Source organism: Gillisia sp. Hel_I_29 (assembly GCF_000744275.1).
Classification (GTDB): domain Bacteria; phylum Bacteroidota; class Bacteroidia; order Flavobacteriales; family Flavobacteriaceae; genus Gillisia.
In genome coordinates this window covers 1445097-1464767 of record NZ_JQLP01000005.1, presented here as the reverse complement: position 1 = coordinate 1464767, position 19671 = coordinate 1445097, and the positions used below count along the sequence as shown (strand labels likewise).

The window sequence follows — 19671 nt, the reverse complement described above, 5'->3', positions numbered from 1 at the left end:
TATTTAGACCGAACGCTTTTCACGGTTATGTTTTAGAATTTGTTTAAAAAAAAATTAGCCCCTGATATTTAAGAGGTCTGGATATTTACTAACTTCTTGATTATAGTGTTTGCTTATTTTCAAAATTCTTGTCTTTATATGTTGTAGTTCCATCAATAGATAATTTCAAGGTCGATAAATAATCATGCAGCCTATATAATGAATGTGTTTCTACGAGAATTTTATTTATTGTAATACTACTGTTTACAGTTTCCACCTTAAAGCTATTAGCAAAAATTTTAATGTTATTGATATGGTCTATCTCTACGGACTTTGGAAAAATAGAATGTTTAATAAATTTGGTATCGGTGATGGTTATATACTGATTTTTTCTTTCATACAATGCAACTCCTAATTGCAATAAGCCTAATATTACCCAACCGAAATTAAAAAAGCTCACTCCACTTTTAAAGAAACCAAATAAGCCAATAATGATCATTAAAATACCATAACCCAAATTAAAATTGATTCGCTTTTGTGAATATCTAATTGTCATCTTCAATTTTTGGTGGTTGCAATAGGTAAATATGGTTATTATTCCATCTTAATTAATCTCGGTAAAGTTTCTTTTACTCAAGAGGCTCTCGCACAATAAGTCTTTTAATAACCATTATTGTTACAAAATATGTACTAAAAATAGCATAACGGTTCCAATTAGCGAATAAACGAATTAACAGCTTTAGAACATCAAAATAGCAATACTCTATTGAGTTTCTTTAGATATTCAAGCTACCGGAATTTCAATTTTTTAAAGCATTCTTTTTAATAGCAAAGGATATCAAATAAAACAGTAAAATAGCGATCATCAAACCATCGCCGCTCTTAGTTTCATAACTCCCTTCCCCAAATATTATATCCTGAATAGAATCTACAAGTAAAAGAAAACCTCCAAACAACAATGCTCCCTTCAATTCTTGCGACCGCAACCTCTTAATATCTTTAGATTCATTTTTTTCTTTAGAAAACACCAAAACAAATAGAGACACTATCAATAATGTTTTAAATATTATGACGATTCTAGTTTCATCTACAGCAATAATTTCTGCTACCAATACTTTTGAGAAAAAAGCAATAATTGCAACTATAGCTGTAATAATAGCGATCTTCTTGGAATAACTTGGTAGTAAATTTTCTTTAATCATGAGCATGAAATCTTTTATTTTGTAGGTACGTTGCGACTATATATTATAGAGTGATTACTCTTCAATGTTTAAAATATGCTCGAAAAACCATGATCATTTTCCATGTACTAAAAAACAACAGCAAACAGTAAAACACATTATCTTTTCTAATTATAAAATCATTAAAACTGTTTGTTATTACTAATATTAATAAAAACACTCCTACAAACCAGATCATTACGAGAGATAAGAATTGCTTTTTTGAAGGATTAGAAAGTAAAGTATTGTGGTCAGACATTTTATAATATGCTTTAAGATTTAAAATTTAAATGGCAGGCAATATTAAGGCACTACGTTATTGTTGAATTTAGGTTCAAATTTTCTAGTTTTAAAACCTTTTATCTTATTCTTTGTATTAAAATATAACAGGGATCCGATAATTGGAAATACTACAATCGCAGCAATCCATAACCATTTTAAACTGGAACTCTCTCCGGTAGAGGAGATAATATCCCAAAAAGCCCAGACCCATAGCATGGAAGTTATTAGCAATAAAACAATAACTATAATATTCATTTATATAATCTAAATTCCAAATCTGATCTTACCATTTAGTAGAGATCTTTTAATTAAAAAGTAAGCGCATGAGTCCATTTTAAAGCATACAATAAGAGAATTGTTATACCTGTTCCTGTATAGATTACCCCTTGCCAATAAAATAATCTCGTACCCCATTTTTGCCACATTTTCGTACCATTTTGCTTTTTAAAATGAGTATTGGTGAGCTTCCAAAATAAATAAGTGATGCTTATAAAAAGTAATATCGCGATTAACTAAATTGAATCCATGGATGAATTTTTAAATTCGACAATTTAATGATTTATAAATCCTTCAATAGAGATCTGTAAATAGCCTTGCAAACTATAAGAACTTATATTTCAAGCATTTCGAATACCATTAATTTCCTACTAAAATATTAATTTTAAATCGATTCTAGTCAATTCCATTGAGATAAAATCTTTCAAAAGAAATAAGTAAATCTTAATCTTATTAGCACCTAGTGTTCAATATCGATATATGCTTAATTCTGTAAACTTATAGTTATCTTTTTTTTCTGATAATACATTAAAATGCCAACTATTGTAGCTATCATAGCAATTATGGAAAATATAGAACCTTCAAAGCCAAAGTACCCTCCGTTCAAGATGGTTTCTTCCTGTATACTATAACTAATTACAGAATAGGTATCCTGCCCGCTAACATTGAAGCCTAACATAGATTGAAAGAAATTTCAACTAAAGTGAAGTGCAATAGGAAACCACAGGTTTTTAGTATGTATATAAGTTATTCCCAAGAAAATTCCAGCAACAAAAATACTTACTAATCCTAGTATACCCACATTAGGATTGAATGTATGTATAAGTGCAAAAAAAGTAGCAGTTATTAATAGCGCTAAATATTTACTATAAGAATGCATTAGGTTTCTAAGAAAATATCCTCTAAAAATAATTTCCTCTGTTAGCGATACTAATAGGAATAATAGAATAGAAATCATTAGTTCTTTTAGATCAAAATCTAAACCTTGGTATTGTATTTCGTCTAAGTTAAACAACAAACCAAAACCTATTAACATTATCGCTAAACCTATAAAAAATCCTAAATAAATTGATCTGAAATTATTCTTTAAACGCAATCCAATGGCGACAAATTTTTCTTTGTCTACATATTTCATAAAGAGCCAGACTACAAAAACGGTCCCGATAAAAGAGAAGAATTGAATAATGAGTTGTTGTTCAGAGGTTTTCTGATTATTTGTATCTTCATAATCAAGACCTATTGCAAATGCTCCTATTAATTGAAATATTCCAACTATAAATAAATATGGCAATATTATTATTAATACCCGTTGCCATCCTGACAATTCCGATTTTTCACTCATAATCTATAATACCTTATTGACCAATATTATTCCAAATTGATTTAAATTCTTCCATATTTTTGTCTGTAATATCTTCATTGGCCATAAAAATTTTTCCTTCACCAGATTCCGGATCAAAATTAATAATTGCTGAAACACCATAATCCGATCCGGTATGTCCTAAAGTACCAGATTTAAAGTACATCATGAAAATTCCTGTATTTGGCTCTTTTTCGCTTTTATGCTTGACATTATCTTTATCATGAAAATTCTTTTCAAATAATTCCTTCCAGGAATCCTTAGTCAGCAATGTAGAATTTCCATGGTATCCTTTTATTAGTTCCTTGAGATAAATGGAAAGATCAAATATTGTAGTTTTTAGACTGCCATCCGGGTAAGTATCGCAAGAATATGGCTTTAATGCTATATCCTTTTCATCATACAAAATGGCATGGTTTGCAATAGAGATATCTTTATAGTACCATCCAGTATTGTACATATGCAAAGGGCTAAATATATTTTCATCTGTAAAAACATCAAAAGGTTTTCCACTGGCTTTTTCCACTATATATGCCGCAAGTGCAGATGCAATATTGGAATATTCATATCTTGTTGCGGGCTTGTCTTTACTAAAATTGTTTTTAGCATACATATTTCCGCCTTTTGCCAGATATTCTCGCAAATAGTCTCCCAGTTTCAGACGTGGTGTTAATCCATAAGTATATGAAGACTTATAGGCTTTTTCATTATCCAAAATGCCCGAAGTGTGGGTTGCTAAATGGCGTAAGGTTATAATTTCTCCTTTGTAATGAGGATTTACAAATTCAAAATCTAGATATTTATTAATGTCATCATCCAAATCTAGTAATCCCTTTTCCTGAGCGATCAGTAGTGAAACCCCTATAAATGTTTTACTTACAGAGCCTACGGGTTGAATGGTTTTAATATTATACAACACACCGTTTTCTCTATCTGCAAATCCTACATAGTTAATCTCTATAATGCTATCCTCATTAACAAAGGCTGTGGAATAACCCATAAAACCTTTATCTTGTCCACAAGCATTAAGTACCGCACAGAAAATTATAAAGCAAATTATTTTCTTCATTGATGTTTAGCTGTAACAATCTAAAATTTTGGCCTTGAAACAATTTCTGGTCCAACCTGCAACGCATAGAGTTGTAGGTAATAAGTAAAATTAAATAGATATTACCTAGTTCTATCTACAATGATCAAATTTCTATTGATAGTTGTAGAATTGATATTAACGATGGTATTCTTATTAGTTGAAAAATTTGTTTTTAAAATGCCTAAATAAAGATTTAGACTGTTAGAACTTACCAAATTTATATAAATACCATTATCGAATATCGTATTCCCAAAAACCGAAACCAAGCCATAAATTTCATCATTAGAGCTTTCCGAAATATTTTTGGTAGATAGATTTACTAACGCAGGTTTAGCACCGTTAATTGAACCGGTCACAGCCTGCATCATAGCTAATTCTGAATTACTTACTTGGGCTAATCTGCTACCGTTTATCGTTTCAAAATTGCTTACAGATTTATCTATTAGATCAATTTCTAAGAAACCTTCACCCCATGTAGAGATATATACTTTAGAATCAATCAACTTCATAGAACTAATTCTATTTTCATTAAAGGTGATGCCCAAGTCTGTTATAGATTTATTTTGAAGATCTATACTTATCAGGTGTTTTACCGTATTAGTGGTAAGGACATTTTCTGTAAGAACTCCTAAAAGTTTATCATTGTAACGAGCAAGTGCAACGATACCTCTTTCATCTCCTTTTATGGAGGATGGAATCTCTAAAGACATAATTTGGGTCGCTCCACTTATCCTATCAAAGATCAATAAATTATTTGTTGGAGAAGGATTATAAACATATTCTAAAGCATAGATCTTCTCTGCATTCGCTATCAAAGTATTTGCAGATAAAATAGTATTGCTATTCTCTTTAGAAAATTGACCAACGTTTGTAACGTTTCCTGTTATATTACCAATTTCAAATATCTCCCCAAGGTCAGAAACTGCAACTAAGTTATAATCATCTACGCTCTCTTTGACTGGCTCTTCTACAAAATCATCATCAGAATTAGAACTAGAGCTATCACATGAACTATTGAATACTAAGAGCAGGATCAGAAAATAATTTAGTTTTATAATTTTCATTTATTGAGTTGAATTAGTAATATTATTAATACAATTTGGAAGAATTCTCAACATACCTATTTTTTAAAAAAGATCAGAAATCACTTATTTACCTAATGGTTGGATAGTAATTTTAATGTTTAAGCTCTATATCAATCCATTTCCTTTTTTGAAATATTAAAATGTAAATAAGTATTAAACAGTAGGAAACAAAGATGAATATCCCAACTTGTTTAATAAAATCATAATTGTGTTTCAATACAAAGCTTAATCCAATTAAAGGTATTAAAGCGCCTGCATATTTTAGATATTTATTTCTAAAATTGTTTCCTGAAATTAATAGTTCTTGGTCTGCCTTTAAATTATCAACACGAATTTTTTCACTACTCCCAGAGTTAAATCGCACTTCTAAATAATGCGCTTTGGTCTTAAGTTTAATAATTTGAGAATCTCCATTTTTTAGATGTGCAATCTCTTGTTTATCAATAAAGACTTTATACTCTAAATTTTTATTGTAATTCTCTTTCTCTCGCGTAAGTTTAATTCTTCGAGTCGGCATTTAATAAAATAAAGGTTATACTGTGTTTTTATACAATTTCAAAAGCTGTAGATTAGCTTTTCGCTAAGAGATATTTCTACATCAACTACTCTTCATTTTGTGTAACACAGGCACTAAAAAGATCATTACATAGCCAATGCACAGTACATATTTATTGATGAAAGATTTTTCAAAAATATAAAGAATGAAAATAGAAATACTAATTAGTAGAAATAGATATTTCAAAAAATTAAAACTTTTCATAAAATCTTAAAACAAGAACTGCCAGTAAAGCTAAATCTCAATAGACTTAACTATGTTATATAGATGGATGAAGTTTCTGCTTTTTAAAGCTCTTTAAGTGCAGGATCTTTCTCTGCCTTCACTACAAGCTTTATTTCCTTAACGGGGTGAATGGTATCTTTAACTACATGTACCGGCTGTTCTGTATAATTATTAACAACAGAACTTACAATTATAATAACTAAAGTTTTCATGATGGATCGCCTTTTATAGATTTATCGTTTTTTGATGATATTTAAACTTTTTAGTAGAATTGAAAAATATATTATGACAAAATTATAATCAAATTCATATTAAAAAACCCAAATGATTGCGATAAGTAGGGTTACCGAAATTTCCTCAAACTTAATAGAATTCTCGAAACACTGCAAAGTAAATCTTAAAATTAACATAAATACTTCTAAATACTAAGGTATTTACATTGAGGCGGGATAGTATTTCCTTTTCAGCCAAAAAGAAACCCGCACCAGTAATATTAGAGCCGGAACTTCCACCAAAGGACCTATTACCCCTGCAAAGGCCTGTCCAGAATTTAATCCAAATACTGCTATAGCAACCGCTATAGCTAATTCAAAATTATTCCCTGTGGCGGTAAAGGCAATAGATGCATTTTTAGCGTGACTAGCGCCCATCAATTTACTTGCAAAGAATCCTATTATAAACATCAAACTAAAATAGATTAACAATGGTAATGCTATAAGTAATACATCCATAGGTATTTGCAAGATCAATTCACCTTTAAGGGAGAACATGATGACGATGGTAAATAATAAAGCGATGAGGGTTAAAGGAGCTATTTTAGGCAAGAATTTAGCTGAATACCAAACTTCTCCTTTTAGCTTTATCAATATGAGCCTAGTCAAGATACCAAGGGCAAATGGAATTCCTAAATAAATAGCAACACTTTGAGCGATTGTACCTATTGAAATAGAAACTAGAGCACCCTCAAAACCAAAAAGAGGCGGTAATTTTGTGATGAACAACCATGCATAAAAACTATATGCAAAAACCTGAAAAATACTATTTAATGCCACTAGGCCTGCACCATACTCACTACTTCCTTCTGCCAGATCATTCCAGACCAAGACCATAGCTATGCACCTAGCCAAACCTATTAAAATAAGACCTACCATATATTCTGGGTGATCATGTAAAAAGAGCAATGCAAGTGCAAACATCAGAATAGGACCTATTACCCAATTCAAAATAAGAGATAATGAAAGTAATTTTACATCTTTAAAAACTTCTGGCAGCAATCTATAATTAACTTTAGCTAAAGGTGGATACATCATTACAATAAGACCAATTGCAATAGGAATATTTGTACTTCCCGAACTCATTGAATTAACAATCATCGGGAAATTTGGAATAAAATATCCTATTACAACTCCCAGAATCATTGCTAAAAATATCCAAAGTGTTAAGTATCGGTCTAACTTACTAAGCTTTTTCATTGATGTTACTAGATATTGATCTTCGAAAAAATAAACTTCATTTCGGTAGCTATTTGATAATTTCGAATGTTATAATTCTCTTTTTCTTTAGTGGTCTCATCATAGATCTTTGGATCTTCATACGTAAGGGTAAATCTTTTTATAGCACCAGCCACGAAAGGACAATTTTGATCTGCGTGAGAGCAGGTCATAATTGCCAGAAATTCTTGAGACGGATTTTGAGCATCATCAAAACGTTTTGAGAAAACAGCTATTGAAGGAACATTGGCGGCATAGGAAATACTAAAGTTAGAATTGCTATACTTACCATTCACAGCGATCTTAAGACCACATTCCGCCAATACTTTAATAATCATAGGATATACACTTGTAGCTTCTGTACCTCCAGAATAGCAGTGAATATATGGCTGTTTAAAATAATATGATAATGTCTGGGCCCAAACCTGTGCTAATACACTTCTCCTAGAATTATGAGTACAAATAAATACAAGCTCTAATGGTTTATTATAAGTTCTATTATCTTGAATACTCTCAATTAAAGGCAGCAATTCTTGTTTCCGCTGTTCTGAAATTTGGGAGGTATTCAAAGAATCTATAAAAGATTTTAATTTAGGATAGAGGCTTTCTGAGTGTTCCATTCGCTACTCATTCAATAAATTATATAATTTTAATCAATCAGGTTAAAAAAGACTCCTAATTAACAACAACCAGAACCAGGCAAGCATTCAGAATTCTTTTTATTTAAATCAGACAAATTCTTTTTTGGTTTAGGTTCAGAAATGCCACATTTATCTTTAGCAAGGCAATCTGTTTGCTTATTGGTCAGTAAAAATTCAGTACCATTAAAATCCAAACCAAACTTTCTTATGGTATCTCCTTGATACTCTACTTCTATCTCATTATCTGCCAGATTTAACTGACTTTCTGAAAGTTCTATGATAGCAAGTAATTTTTCTGGATGCAATCTATGGTCATAATCGTTCTCATTCCATAACTGAAAATTAATAACCTCTTCGTTTCTAATCGTGCCTCCGCAATCAATAAAATGTTTTCTAACATTTCCTACTTCAGTTACGTGAAAATGACTGGGAACGAGCTCGCCGTTTGGTAATTTAAAACTGATGTTTTCTACATCCTTTAGAATCTTAATTATTTGTGATAATTTCATTAGATAAATTATTAAATTATTATTTTCTGATTAACAACAACTGTCATTTAAATTAAGATCTTGATCTAGAAATACTCCAAAATCCTTTTTCATAGCGTTCCAATTCTTTAAATCAATACAATAGCAAACACTCGTACCTTCAATATTGCCTTTAATTAAGCCTATATTTTTAAGCTCTTTAAGATGTTGCGATATTGTAGGTTGAGCTAGCCCTATTTCATTTACCAGATCTCCACAAATACAAGAGTTTATTTTAAAGAGATGTTGCAAAATAGCTACCCGAGCGGGATGTCCAAATGCTTTTGCGAAGTTAGCCAGCGAATTTTGCTGTGCTGTGAATTTTTCTGATTTTACTAAGCCCATATCAACTTAATTTGTTTATTGCAATATTACGATTAATTATTGATTGATGAGATTTAAATATTCAACATCGATCCAAGTCAAAACTAAAAAACATTCATTAATATATCATCGTTATTTATTGAATTATATACAAATTTTGAATTTGAAGATTACTTGATTTCAGTAAAAAAACATGAAGCCAACAACCAATAAAATCTCGGGCATATTCGTTACATTCAATTTCGACCTAAGAACACGAAATAAAATTCTTAGATTTGAGTTGAATTATTAAAAAAATAGCATTGTTAATATTGAATCCCTTTTCTTTATTTTAGACAAGCTCTAATTTGTATTTTTGCAAAAATTCCCCAGAAATTATATGGCCAATAAAAAAGCCTCCACTAAAAAGAAAAATTCTACTAAGATAAATAAAGCCAGTTTTAAGTTAAACAGGCAACAAAAAGTAGTACTTGGTAGTTTCCTGATGCTTTTAGGATTAGCCTTATTCATTGCATTCATCTCTTTCCTATTTAACTGGCAAACAGACCAAAGCACTTTAAGCGAATTTGGTAACAGAGAGATCGTAGCTAAGAACTGGATGAGCAAATTTGGAGCGATCATTAGCGATTTTTTTATATATGATGGCTTTGGTATTGCTGCATTTATCTTTGCAGCCCTTATTACCATGACAGGCGTTTATCTATTCTTTGCCTTTAAGATGAAGAATCTATTTAAATTCTGGTTATGGGGATTATTAATGATCTTATGGTGGTCTGTTCTCCTAGGATTCTTTGCTCTTAAATTTCCACTTTTAGGCGGAAGAGTTGGTTATGAGATCAATGATTATCTAACAGATTTTATTGGTGTTATAGGAACTATTCTGCTTCTTACTTTTCTAATGATCGCATATTTAGTGGTTCGATTAAAGATCACTCCAGAGTTAATTGGTACGTATGTGAAATCTAAAAAGAAAGAAATAAATGAAGATTTTGAGCAAAAACGAGAAGCTGCTAAGATCACTTCAGAAGAGAAGAATTGGGTTACAGAAGCAATTACTAAAAAGCCAGAACCAAAGATAGAAATTAAACCAGAGACTCCAGCTTCCGTAAGTTTTGAAACTCCGGTAAAAACTACCCCTCCTACTCCATCTCCTTCAGCAAAAGAAGAGGAAGAAGATGTAAAAATGGAAGTGGAGACTATTGAAGAGGAAGAAGTAGAAGATACTCTAAGCAATAAATTGGTAAAAGACTTTGGAGAATTTGATCCTACACTAGAGCTGAAGAATTATAAATGGCCAACTATAGAACTGCTAAAAGACTATAATGTTAATGGCAGCGGAATTACGGTAGATCAACAAGAATTAGAAGAGAACAAGAACACTATTGTCTCTACACTAAAAAATTACAAAATAGAGATCGCTCAAATTAAAGCTACCGTTGGACCAACAGTAACTCTCTATGAGATTGTACCAGAAGCAGGTATTCGAATCTCTAAAATTAAGAACTTAGAAGATGATATTGCGCTTTCTCTAGCAGCCTTAGGGATTCGTATTATTGCACCAATACCTGGAAAAGGTACCATAGGTATAGAAGTTCCTAATAAGAATGCTACTATTGTTTCCATGCGTTCTGTAATTGCATCTCCAAAATTTCAAAATGCAGAAATGGAATTGCCTTTAGCTTTAGGAAAATCTATTTCTAATGAAACATTTGTGGTAGATCTGGCTAAAATGCCTCACTTACTAATGGCAGGAGCAACAGGACAAGGTAAATCTGTTGGATTGAATGCCATTCTAACTTCGTTACTATATTGCAAACATCCTGCAGAAGTGAAATTTGTATTGGTAGATCCTAAGAAGGTAGAACTTACACTTTTCAATAAAATTGAAAGACATTACTTAGCTAAACTTCCAGGATCTGAAGACGCTATTATTACTGATAACACCAAGGTAATAAATACACTTAATTCCTTATGTATAGAAATGGACGACAGGTACAACTTGTTGAAAGATGCCATGGTAAGGAATATTAAAGAATACAACGTAAAATTTAAGGCTAGAAAGTTAAATCCTGAAAACGGTCATAAATTTTTACCTTATATAGTATTAGTGGTAGATGAGTTTGCAGATCTTATCATGACGGCAGGAAAAGAGGTTGAAGCTCCAATTGCGAGACTTGCGCAATTAGCACGTGCTATTGGTATTCACCTTATTATTGCTACCCAAAGACCGTCGGTTAACGTAATTACCGGTATTATTAAAGCTAACTTCCCAGCTCGAATTGCTTTTAGAGTTACCTCTAAAATAGATTCACGTACAATTCTAGATAGCCAAGGAGCAGATCAGTTAATTGGGCGTGGAGATATGTTATTCACGCAGGGTAACGAATTAATACGTTTACAATGTGCATTTATAGACACTCCGGAGGTAGATAAAGTAACAGAGTTTATTGGTTCTCAAAAAGCCTATCCAGACGCTCACCTCCTGCCAGAGTACGAAGGAGAGGACAATGGCACAAGTCTTGATATAGATGTGAGCGAGCGAGATAAGCTGTTTCGAGAAGCCGCAGAAGTTATAGTTATTGCACAGCAAGGATCTGCTTCTTTACTGCAACGTAAATTAAAATTAGGATATAATCGTGCCGGACGAATTATAGATCAATTAGAAGCTGCAGGAGTAGTTGGTCCTTTTGAAGGAAGCAAGGCTAGACAAGTTTTAGTTTCAGATATGACATCGCTAGATCAACTCTTAAACAATTAAGCCAACAATTAAAGATCATAAAATGAAAAGATTAAGTATTATAATGATTGCCCTTTTGAGTGTTTTTAACACCGCGAATGCTCAGGATTCACAAAAAGCAAAAAAGCTTTTAGATGAAGTTTCATCTAAAGTGAAAGCCTACAATAATATGGTTATAGATTTCAAATATTCTTTGGAAAATGAAGCTGAAGGAGTTAACCAAGAAACTCGCGGAGACGTAAGCATTAATGGAGAGAAGTACGTATTAAATTTAATGGGTACCACTCAATTATTTGATGGAAAAAAGATCTATACTATTATTCCTGAAGATCAAGAGATCAATATTTCTAACTATGTTGCAGAAGAAGAAAATAATATAACTCCTTCTAAAATGTTTACTTTCTACCAAGAAGGGTATACCTACAAATGGGATATTACTCAGAACATTAAAGGTAGAAAGATCCAGTATATTAAACTGACTCCGAAAGATAGCAATGCCGATGTAAAAAATATTCTATTAGGGATAGACAATCAAACAAAGCATATTTACAATCTTATCCAAACTCAGGAGAATGGAACTAAGATCACTATTACTGTAAAGAGCTTTAAAACAAATCAGCCTTTAGCTAAGAACTTATTTTCTTTTAACGAGGCTAGATACAAAGACTACTACATTAACAGACTGGATTAATTTTGAAGATATTAGACAGATATATACTTGTAAGTTACCTTAAGACATTCTTTTCGGTTTTTATTATCCTGATGTTCATTTTTGTACTACAAACCATTTGGTTGTACATAGGGGAACTTGCAGGTAAAGATCTGGACGCAGGAATTATTTTTAAATTCCTGCTTTATTTTTCTCCTAAATTAGTTCCGCTGGTATTGCCGCTTACCATTTTGCTTACCTCCATCATGGTGTTTGGTAGTTTTGCTGAAAACTATGAATTTGCAGCGATGAAATCTAGTGGTATCTCCTTGCAAAGAGCCATGCGTGGACTTACAGTATTTATAGTATTTGTAAGCCTAATAGCCTTTTTCTTTGCAAATAATGTGATTCCAGCAGCAGAATTTAAATCAATAAACTTAAGAAAGAATATCGCTCAGTTAAAGCCTGCTATGGCCATTTCTGAAGGAATCTTTAATGACGTAGGGAATTTTAATATTAAGGTGAATAAGAAAACCGGAGATAATGATCAGTACTTAGATGATGTTATAATTCACCAAAAATCTACTAGGGGAGGTAATTTTACTGTAATTAAAGCCGAAAAAGGTGAATTGGTAGGAAGTACAGAATCTCAAGTACTCTCTCTAATTCTAACCAATGGGAACTATTACGACGAGATTCAACCTACAGATCCATCTAAACGCGTAAATAAACCGTTTGCAAAAAGTTTTTTTAAAGAATACACCATCAATATAGATCTTTCGAATTTCAACAATGTAGATCTTAGTGATGAGAATTATAGAAATTCTCAGAACATGTTGAAAGTTTCAGAATTGAAACAGAGTATAGATTCTTTTTCTACTGCTTTTAATAACGATAAAAAGATCTTTGCCGATGTTATGTATAGAAGAACGGGGGCTACAACCGTAAATACAAATTATACGCCTAAGGATACTATTGTAGCATTCGAAAATTCTGTATTAGAACTTTATGATCCAAAAACAGAACTACAGATCGTTAATTTGGCTTTAGGAACTATAAATGCAGGTATTTCTAACATAACCGTAAAAGAGCAGGAATTTAAAGGATCTGCCAAGCAATTAAATAAATTTGAGATCGCGCTTCATGAGAAATTCGCCCTCTCTATTGCATGTATCGTTCTTTTTTTTGTTGGAGCACCGCTAGGAGCAATTATTAGAAAAGGTGGAATGGGTTTACCAATAGTTGTGGCTATTCTTATATTTCTAACCTATCATTTTATAGGTATTTTTGCAAAGAATAGTGCAGAAGACGGCAGTATGAGTCCGTTTCTAGCCACTTGGATCTCCACATTTATTATGTTACCATTAGGTATATTCTTTACTTACAGAGCTACTACAGATCAAGGACTTTTAGCAGTTGGAAATATAATCCAACCGTTCTCTAAGCTGTTTAAAAAACTCGGCCTTATTAAGAAGGAAACAAAATAGATTAAATACCTTTGCATTCTTAAAAGTATATTGCTATGCCCGATACTGTTGAAAATCAAAATAAGATCAAATTACATACTATTCAAGAAGCCATTGAGGATATTCGAAATGGAAAAGTGATTATTGTTGTAGACGATGTAGATCGTGAAAACGAAGGAGATTTTTTGGCAGCTGCCGAGATGGTAACTCCCGAGATGATCAACTTCATGGCTACCCATGGGAGAGGACTTATCTGTACTCCAATTACCGAAGAACATTGCACAGCTCTTAAGCTAGAAATGATGGTAGGCAATAACACAGATCCTATGGAAACTGCCTTTACAATTTCTATAGATTTAAAAGGTAAAGGTGTTACCACCGGAATTTCTGCGGGAGACAGAGCCAAAACGATAAAAGCGCTTGTAGATCCTACAACCAAACCGCATGACCTTAGTCGCCCAGGGCATATTTTCCCGCTAAAAGCAAAAGAAGGTGGAGTACTAAGAAGAACAGGACATACAGAAGCAGCTATAGATTTTGCAAGATTGGCCGGTTTTCAACCAGCAGGGGTAATTGTAGAGATAATGAACGAAGATGGAACTATGGCACGGCTACCTCAACTGGTGGAAGTTGCTGAAAAGTTCGATCTTAAATTGGTATCTATAGAAGACCTTGTAGCTTATAGAATGCAACATGATTCTTTGATAGAGAAAAAAGAAGATTTTAATATAGAGACCAGATTTGGAAACTATAGATTACGCGCCTATCATCAAACCACCAACAATCAGGTTCATATTGCTTTAACTAAAGGAAGTTGGAGTGCTTCAGAAGAAATTTTGGTAAGAGTTAATTCTACACTTATTAATAATGACATTCTTGGTACGCTTACTAATAATGCAGATAAGAAACTGGACGATATGTTTAAGGCTGTTAATGATGAAGGCCGTGGCGCCATTGTTTTTATAAATCCGCCCAGTCAATCTCTTAACCTACTTAATAGATTAGGAGAACTTAAAGAAAGACAAAAACAGGGTGAAATGAAGGCTCCTCCTGTTATTATGGATAATAAAGATTTTGGGATTGGAGCTCAAATCCTGCACGATCTTAATATTCATAAGATCAAATTATTATCAAATACCCAACAAACCAAACGTGTTGGTATGATTGGGTATGGTTTGGAGATCACAGAATATGTGAACTATTAATAATACTATATAAACCTTTTAAACATTCAGGTTTAAAATTCTATAATTACGTCGTCCAATGGGCGACGTACTTTTTTAAAACCTGAAAATGCATCATCTAGTGATCTATACCCCACCGGCAATACCAGTACAGAATGAAGATTATGTTCTTTCAGCCTCAATAACTCATCGTATTTTTCAGGTATAAAGCCTTCCATCGGGCAAGAATCTATTTCTTCTGTTGCACACACTGTAAGCATGGTACCAAGCGTTAAATATGCCTGATTGATAGCCCAGGCGTTGATCTCCTCTTTCGTTTTTTCTTTAAAGTCCTTAACTAGAAAATCCTTAAATGGGTTTAAGATCTCTTCTGGAGTTTCTCTAACATGTTTCACTCTTTTAAAATAATTCTCTATAAATTCTGTACTTATCTGGCTTTCTATACAAATAACCAATAGATGAGATGCGGTATCTACCTGATTTTGATTATATGAAAATTCCTTAAGCTCTTTTTGTAGCTCTTTATTTTGAATTACCAGCAATTTTAACGGCTGTAGGCCATAAGAAGTTGCCGTAAGATTAAAAGCATGCTTTAACGTATCTATCTTATCTTTTGGTAAGATCTTTTCAGAATCAAATTTTTTTGTAGCATAGCGCCATTTTAAGGCTTTTATATTAGGCATAAACCTTCAGATTTAATATTTCTTCAAAGTTAAGCAATGTAAGAAAGAAGCTCGGCGTTAATTGATAAATTAAACCTATCAACCAATATAAATAGCTATATTCGGCCAAAAGTCAGGATATTTAATTCAGAATATGAGAAGATTGAAAAAGATCCTTTTTATGCTCTTTCTTGGTGGAGTATTAGCAATGCTGGTAATATTTGGTATTCACGCATACATAAAAAAAGATACCTCCTCAATGTTTATTAAGAATATGCAAGATATTCCTGAAACCACGACCGCTATTGTTTTAGGTGCCAGCGTACACTCTGACGGAAAATTATCTCCAATTTTAAAAGATCGTGTAGATACTGCCTATCTTTTATATGAATCTGGTAAGGTTGAAAATTTTCTTTTAAGTGGAGATCATACTACAGATGATTATGATGAAGTAAATTCTATGAAAAACTATCTCCTTGGCAAAGGGGTACCACAAAATAAAATAACTTTAGACCATGCTGGTTTGGATACTTATGATAGCATGTATAGATCTAAAGCTTTGTTTGATATGGATAGCGCTATAGTAATAACTCAAAGCTTTCATCTGCCAAGATCTCTTTTTATAGCAAAACATCTTGGTTTAAATTACAAAGGGTTTGCGGCAAAGCCCCAAGATTATAAAGCAACTCAGCAAATTATATTTAGAGAGAAACTTGCTAATATCAAAGCTATTTGGGAACTGGTTATTAATGCGAAGCCCACAACACTCAAAAAGCGAATTTAGCAAGCAACAGCATATGATTAACAATTGCTGGAATTTTATTACTTTAGATTAACTAACCAAAAAAAAATAATATATGTTACAATGGATACTTCATATTGTTATTGATGCTCTAGTTCTTTTAGGCGCAGCTAAGATGATGACTAAAGTTCACCTTAAAGGTTTTAAAACAGCTCTTATCGTGGCGCTATTAATTGGTATTCTGAGCTTCTTTCTAAGCTGGATCCTTACAGTTGTTCTCAACATTGCCACGTTAGGAATTTTCTATTTCTTAGGTTTAGGGTTTATAATAAGAGTTGTAGTATATGCTATAATTATAGAGCTTGCAGATCAATTAAGCAAAGATTTTAAAACAATAGGTTTTGTTACCTCTATATGGTTAGCCGTTATTCTAGCACTGGTAGGAGCCTTAGTAGACGCTATTCTATTCTAATCGATACTATATTTTAAAACAAAAGCACTTCAATTTATTTTGAGGTGCTTTTTTTATGACATTGGATGACCGATCATTCGACACTTAGAATTGATACAATCTTAACTTTATCTGCCTTGATATAACTTATCTTTGCCCTTTTTTAAAACATAGTATGATAAAATTGATCGTCACAGATATGGATGGAACGTTGCTTAATGATGAGCATCAAATACATCCAGATTTTTGGGAAATTGAAGAAGCGCTAACAAAGAAAGGAATTATGTTTTCTGTAGCAAGCGGAAGACAATTCTATAACCTTGAAAGTAAATTTGAAAGGATAAAGGACAGGATGTTATTCTTTGCAGAAAACGGAACGTATGTGGTCTATAAAGGCAAAGAAGTTTATCTGAATCCTTTAAAAAGAGATGATGCCAATAAGTTCATTAAAATTGGAAGAACCTTAGAGCATACCCAACTGGTACTTTGCGGAAAGAACTCTGCATATATAGAGACTCAGGATGATAGTTTTTATAAGGAGATTAATAAATATTACGAGCGTTTGAAGATCGTGGATGATCTTACCAAGGTAGATGATACTGTTTTGAAAGTGACCTTGTGTAATTTTAAAGGAGTTGAAGAAAACACCTTCCACCATTTTAAGGAATACAAAGATGATTTTAAGGTAGCAATTGCTGCAAGCGTTTTTATAGATATAACCACCTTAACTGCAAATAAAGGAAATGCCATTAAAGGGATTCAAGAAGAAATGAATATAACCCCTGAAGAAACTCTTGTTTTTGGAGATTATCTTAATGATCTAGAAATGATGCAGAATGCGAAATTTAGCTATGCTATGAAAAATGCGCATCCTGAAATAAAAAGCGCCAGTAATTATGTCACGAACTTCGATAATAATCAAAATGGTGTACTAAGAACTATTAAAGAATTAGGGCTACTTAAAAACTAGAAATAAAAAAAAGGTTCGTATCTAATACGAACCTTTTTCTATTATTTAATAAATATAGTTTTAGTTATAGGTAACCACAGTTCCTTCGCTTAGAGAAAGTTCTTTATCCAAGTCATCACTAGGTTGCGTCGTTTTAATATAATCGTCATATTGAGAGGCATAATCTTTTAGAGTAGCAATTTCTTCATCTATAAGATCGTTATTCAATCTATCATTTGCTAACTGTCTCCATGGGGCATCACTCTTATAATCATACGTACCAAAGACCATAAAAGGAGTACCTTTTTTTACTACCTTTTGCCCAGTAGGGTTTAATTCCCATTGCTTGGCCCAATCATAAATATATTGCGCATCGTCCATATATAATCTAACACATGCATGGCTTGCAGGATATCCTGGTAAAGAATACTGATGTACTCCTACTCCCTCAAAATTCATAAAATTGAAATAATAAGGTAATTTCCACGCATCATTAACGGTGCTTATCTTTTGCTTGGCTTTATAATTCCCATAGTGAAGTCCGTTTGGAGTCGGTGTCGTTCTCTTTCCAGAACTTATAGGCCCCCATTTTACTAATTTTCCATTTTCAAATAATGCAAAAGCCTGTATTCTCTGTGCTATAAGAACGGTTTTAGGTATAGAATTCAAAATATCTAGGTTCTTTGGAAATGGAGCATAAGAATTTAGATCTGCAAGTAATGTATCTGGAATAACTAGATTTGTCTTTGGTCTAACTCTAGAAGCATCTATCCTATTAAGAGCATAAATTATTGCTTTTTGATGATCATCATACTTGGTTTTAAAACTATCTACAAGTACTGCTGTGGCAAGAGAATCTATACTATAGTTTACAATTAGTTCTGGTTCAGGCTCTGGTTCTTTCTCTGTATATATAGTATCTAAGGATTTAGATCGTTGCTCAACATCTTTGGTAACTTCGGAATTGTTCCTATTGCAAGAAACCCCTAATATCATTAAAAAGGAAAAGGCCGGGAGAAAAATTTGAGTATGGAATTTTTTACGCATCAATTACATAATTGTCGATTCTAATATGGAGAAAATAGCAACCATATTAAAAAGTTAGTGTTAGGTTATTTACAGAGAGCCAAACTAGATAAATTGCTCATCTCTTATGGTTAAAGGATCTCCAATTATTTGATAAATTTTTCCTAATTGCAGATTAAATTATGATTTAACGTAAATTTTAGCTTCACACGCTTAAAATCCTTTAGCTTGCGCCACCTATTAACAAATAAAATAAGAGATCATGTTGAATTTAATTAAATCAAAAATAAGTTATATAGCCCTGACATTTGGACTATTTACTGGTGCAACATGCTTTGCCCAAGATGTAACGCCTAAAGTTGAGCAGCAATCTGCAATTAATGTAGATGATGCAGAATTAGCAAAGTTCGCCGCTACTTTTAATGATATGCAACAAGAAAGTCAGAAAATGCAATCTAAGGTAATAGAAAAACTGAGCGAACGTGAAATGGATGTGAATACATTTAATGCAATTCACCAGGCCAAAATGACCAATACAGAGCCTACTGCAAGCAAAGAAGACATAAAAAAATATGAAGATGCAGTAGAAGATCTTGAAGATGCTCAAAAAGATTTTCAAGACGAAATGGAAAATCTGGTAAAAGATGCAGGTTTTACAATAGAAAGATATAAGGAGATAGGTATAGCTTTACAATCTGATACGGATCTTCAGAACAGACTGCAAAAAATATTGACTTCAGAATAATTCAA

The 19671-nt window shown here is 32.4% G+C and carries 23 protein-coding genes; 8 read left to right on the top strand and 15 right to left on the bottom strand.

Features of this window, described 5'->3' with window-relative positions:
• Nucleotides 1-100: 100 nt before the first annotated feature.
• The 13 genes from P163_RS11790 to P163_RS11740 all read right to left on the bottom strand — a co-directional run bounded on the left by P163_RS11790 (nucleotide 101) and on the right by P163_RS11740 (nucleotide 9076).
• Nucleotides 101-535, bottom strand: coding sequence for a hypothetical protein (locus P163_RS11790; RefSeq protein ID WP_034891342.1), 435 nt, complete (start codon nucleotides 533-535; stop codon nucleotides 101-103).
• 244 nt (nucleotides 536-779) lie between these two features.
• A complete protein-coding gene (locus P163_RS11785; protein ID WP_156100698.1) occupies nucleotides 780-1187 on the bottom strand; it encodes a hypothetical protein in 408 nt (135 codons plus the stop codon).
• 315 nt (nucleotides 1188-1502) lie between these two features.
• Entirely contained in the window at nucleotides 1503-1736 is a 234-nt protein-coding gene (locus P163_RS11780) for a PLDc N-terminal domain-containing protein (RefSeq protein ID WP_034891340.1), read from the bottom strand.
• Between the two features lie 505 nt (nucleotides 1737-2241).
• Complete coding sequence (locus tag P163_RS18610) at nucleotides 2242-2436, bottom strand: hypothetical protein (RefSeq protein ID WP_231556192.1); 195 nt, start codon at nucleotides 2434-2436, stop codon at nucleotides 2242-2244.
• A 15-nt stretch (nucleotides 2437-2451) separates the two neighbouring features.
• Nucleotides 2452-3099, bottom strand: a complete 648-nt coding sequence (locus P163_RS11775) for a CPBP family intramembrane glutamic endopeptidase (RefSeq protein ID WP_231556191.1) — start codon at nucleotides 3097-3099, stop codon at nucleotides 2452-2454.
• Nucleotides 3100-3112: 13 nt separating this feature from the next.
• A complete protein-coding gene (locus P163_RS17905; protein ID WP_051931236.1) occupies nucleotides 3113-4186 on the bottom strand; it encodes a serine hydrolase domain-containing protein in 1074 nt (357 codons plus the stop codon).
• Nucleotides 4187-4287: 101 nt separating this feature from the next.
• Nucleotides 4288-5271, bottom strand: coding sequence for a hypothetical protein (locus tag P163_RS11765; RefSeq protein WP_034891338.1), 984 nt, complete (start codon nucleotides 5269-5271; stop codon nucleotides 4288-4290).
• 112 nt (nucleotides 5272-5383) lie between these two features.
• Nucleotides 5384-5809 carry a hypothetical protein gene (locus P163_RS11760; protein ID WP_034891335.1) on the bottom strand — a complete coding sequence of 142 codons (426 nt, stop codon included), beginning with the start codon at nucleotides 5807-5809 and terminating at the stop codon, nucleotides 5384-5386.
• Between the two features lie 326 nt (nucleotides 5810-6135).
• The gene (locus P163_RS18330) at nucleotides 6136-6285 is read right to left on the bottom strand and encodes a hypothetical protein (RefSeq protein WP_156100697.1); all 150 of its coding nucleotides are present in this window, start codon (nucleotides 6283-6285) and stop codon (nucleotides 6136-6138) included.
• A gap of 222 nt (nucleotides 6286-6507) precedes the next feature.
• A complete protein-coding gene (gene arsB / locus P163_RS11755) occupies nucleotides 6508-7545 on the bottom strand; it encodes an ACR3 family arsenite efflux transporter (RefSeq protein ID WP_034891331.1) in 1038 nt (345 codons plus the stop codon).
• 8 nt (nucleotides 7546-7553) lie between these two features.
• Entirely contained in the window at nucleotides 7554-8183 is a 630-nt protein-coding gene (locus P163_RS11750; RefSeq protein ID WP_034891328.1) for a low molecular weight phosphatase family protein, read from the bottom strand.
• A gap of 59 nt (nucleotides 8184-8242) precedes the next feature.
• Complete coding sequence (locus tag P163_RS11745; RefSeq protein WP_034891325.1) at nucleotides 8243-8713, bottom strand: DUF6428 family protein; 471 nt, start codon at nucleotides 8711-8713, stop codon at nucleotides 8243-8245.
• Nucleotides 8714-8743: 30 nt separating this feature from the next.
• Nucleotides 8744-9076: an ArsR/SmtB family transcription factor gene (locus P163_RS11740; RefSeq protein ID WP_034891322.1), complete on the bottom strand. Its 333-nt coding sequence runs from the start codon at nucleotides 9074-9076 to the stop codon at nucleotides 8744-8746.
• Between the two features lie 358 nt (nucleotides 9077-9434).
• On the opposite strand from P163_RS11740, the gene P163_RS11735 reads away from it, so the two are divergent.
• From P163_RS11735 to ribB, 4 genes are read left to right on the top strand one after another with little or no spacing between them, the layout of a single operon-like run.
• A complete protein-coding gene (locus P163_RS11735) occupies nucleotides 9435-11813 on the top strand; it encodes a DNA translocase FtsK (protein ID WP_034891318.1) in 2379 nt (792 codons plus the stop codon).
• Between the two features lie 22 nt (nucleotides 11814-11835).
• Complete coding sequence (locus P163_RS11730) at nucleotides 11836-12483, top strand: LolA family protein (protein ID WP_034891314.1); 648 nt, start codon at nucleotides 11836-11838, stop codon at nucleotides 12481-12483.
• Nucleotides 12484-12485: 2 nt separating this feature from the next.
• The gene (locus tag P163_RS11725; protein ID WP_051931235.1) at nucleotides 12486-13928 is read left to right on the top strand and encodes an LptF/LptG family permease; all 1443 of its coding nucleotides are present in this window, start codon (nucleotides 12486-12488) and stop codon (nucleotides 13926-13928) included.
• Nucleotides 13929-13963: 35 nt separating this feature from the next.
• Nucleotides 13964-15112, top strand: coding sequence for a 3,4-dihydroxy-2-butanone-4-phosphate synthase (gene ribB / locus P163_RS11720; protein WP_034891307.1), 1149 nt, complete (start codon nucleotides 13964-13966; stop codon nucleotides 15110-15112).
• A gap of 32 nt (nucleotides 15113-15144) precedes the next feature.
• Here the strand turns inward: ribB and P163_RS11715 are convergent, their stop codons facing one another.
• Nucleotides 15145-15774: an NAD(P)H-dependent oxidoreductase gene (locus P163_RS11715; RefSeq protein ID WP_034891303.1), complete on the bottom strand. Its 630-nt coding sequence runs from the start codon at nucleotides 15772-15774 to the stop codon at nucleotides 15145-15147.
• A 133-nt stretch (nucleotides 15775-15907) separates the two neighbouring features.
• Here P163_RS11715 and P163_RS11710 point away from each other — a divergent pair, with 133 nt between their 5' ends.
• The 3 genes from P163_RS11710 (at nucleotide 15908) to P163_RS11700 (ending at nucleotide 17916) form a co-directional block, all read left to right on the top strand.
• Nucleotides 15908-16537 (top strand): vancomycin high temperature exclusion protein, encoded by a 630-nt coding sequence (locus P163_RS11710; protein WP_034891300.1) that lies wholly within the window; start codon nucleotides 15908-15910, stop codon nucleotides 16535-16537.
• A gap of 73 nt (nucleotides 16538-16610) precedes the next feature.
• Nucleotides 16611-16967, top strand: coding sequence for a phage holin family protein (locus P163_RS11705; RefSeq protein ID WP_034891297.1), 357 nt, complete (start codon nucleotides 16611-16613; stop codon nucleotides 16965-16967).
• A gap of 154 nt (nucleotides 16968-17121) precedes the next feature.
• Complete coding sequence (locus tag P163_RS11700) at nucleotides 17122-17916, top strand: HAD family hydrolase (RefSeq protein WP_034891294.1); 795 nt, start codon at nucleotides 17122-17124, stop codon at nucleotides 17914-17916.
• A gap of 60 nt (nucleotides 17917-17976) precedes the next feature.
• Here the strand turns inward: P163_RS11700 and P163_RS11695 are convergent, their stop codons facing one another.
• On the bottom strand, nucleotides 17977-18942 hold the full coding sequence (locus P163_RS11695) for a L,D-transpeptidase (protein ID WP_051931234.1): 966 nt from the start codon (nucleotides 18940-18942) through the stop codon (nucleotides 17977-17979).
• A 241-nt stretch (nucleotides 18943-19183) separates the two neighbouring features.
• On the opposite strand from P163_RS11695, the gene P163_RS11690 reads away from it, so the two are divergent.
• Entirely contained in the window at nucleotides 19184-19666 is a 483-nt protein-coding gene (locus P163_RS11690) for a DUF4168 domain-containing protein (protein ID WP_034891290.1), read from the top strand.
• Nucleotides 19667-19671: the final 5 nt, after the last annotated feature.

Excerpts from the sequence above, each read along its gene's own strand:
- P163_RS11760 (WP_034891335.1), bottom strand. The coding sequence starts at position 5,809 with ATGCCGACTCGAAGAATTAAACTTACGCGAGAGAAAGAGAATTACAAT.
- P163_RS11705 (WP_034891297.1), top strand. The coding sequence starts at position 16,611 with ATGTTACAATGGATACTTCATATTGTTATTGATGCTCTAGTTCTTTTA.
- P163_RS11775 (WP_231556191.1), bottom strand. The coding sequence starts at position 3,099 with ATGAGTGAAAAATCGGAATTGTCAGGATGGCAACGGGTATTAATAATA.
- P163_RS11780 (WP_034891340.1), bottom strand. The coding sequence starts at position 1,736 with ATGAATATTATAGTTATTGTTTTATTGCTAATAACTTCCATGCTATGG.
- P163_RS11695 (WP_051931234.1), bottom strand. The coding sequence starts at position 18,942 with ATGCGTAAAAAATTCCATACTCAAATTTTTCTCCCGGCCTTTTCCTTT.
- P163_RS18330 (WP_156100697.1), bottom strand. The coding sequence starts at position 6,285 with ATGAAAACTTTAGTTATTATAATTGTAAGTTCTGTTGTTAATAATTAT.
- P163_RS11715 (WP_034891303.1), bottom strand. The coding sequence starts at position 15,774 with ATGCCTAATATAAAAGCCTTAAAATGGCGCTATGCTACAAAAAAATTT.
- P163_RS11730 (WP_034891314.1), top strand. The coding sequence starts at position 11,836 with ATGAAAAGATTAAGTATTATAATGATTGCCCTTTTGAGTGTTTTTAAC.
- P163_RS11765 (WP_034891338.1), bottom strand. The coding sequence starts at position 5,271 with ATGAAAATTATAAAACTAAATTATTTTCTGATCCTGCTCTTAGTATTC.
- arsB (WP_034891331.1), bottom strand. The coding sequence starts at position 7,545 with ATGAAAAAGCTTAGTAAGTTAGACCGATACTTAACACTTTGGATATTT.
- P163_RS11700 (WP_034891294.1), top strand. The coding sequence starts at position 17,122 with ATGATAAAATTGATCGTCACAGATATGGATGGAACGTTGCTTAATGAT.
- P163_RS11790 (WP_034891342.1), bottom strand. The coding sequence starts at position 535 with ATGACAATTAGATATTCACAAAAGCGAATCAATTTTAATTTGGGTTAT.
- P163_RS11750 (WP_034891328.1), bottom strand. The coding sequence starts at position 8,183 with ATGGAACACTCAGAAAGCCTCTATCCTAAATTAAAATCTTTTATAGAT.
- P163_RS11745 (WP_034891325.1), bottom strand. The coding sequence starts at position 8,713 with ATGAAATTATCACAAATAATTAAGATTCTAAAGGATGTAGAAAACATC.
- P163_RS11710 (WP_034891300.1), top strand. The coding sequence starts at position 15,908 with ATGAGAAGATTGAAAAAGATCCTTTTTATGCTCTTTCTTGGTGGAGTA.
- ribB (WP_034891307.1), top strand. The coding sequence starts at position 13,964 with ATGCCCGATACTGTTGAAAATCAAAATAAGATCAAATTACATACTATT.
- P163_RS11690 (WP_034891290.1), top strand. The coding sequence starts at position 19,184 with ATGTTGAATTTAATTAAATCAAAAATAAGTTATATAGCCCTGACATTT.
- P163_RS11735 (WP_034891318.1), top strand. The coding sequence starts at position 9,435 with ATGGCCAATAAAAAAGCCTCCACTAAAAAGAAAAATTCTACTAAGATA.
- P163_RS11740 (WP_034891322.1), bottom strand. The coding sequence starts at position 9,076 with ATGGGCTTAGTAAAATCAGAAAAATTCACAGCACAGCAAAATTCGCTG.
- P163_RS18610 (WP_231556192.1), bottom strand. The coding sequence starts at position 2,436 with ATGTTAGGCTTCAATGTTAGCGGGCAGGATACCTATTCTGTAATTAGT.
- P163_RS17905 (WP_051931236.1), bottom strand. The coding sequence starts at position 4,186 with ATGAAGAAAATAATTTGCTTTATAATTTTCTGTGCGGTACTTAATGCT.
- P163_RS11785 (WP_156100698.1), bottom strand. The coding sequence starts at position 1,187 with ATGCTCATGATTAAAGAAAATTTACTACCAAGTTATTCCAAGAAGATC.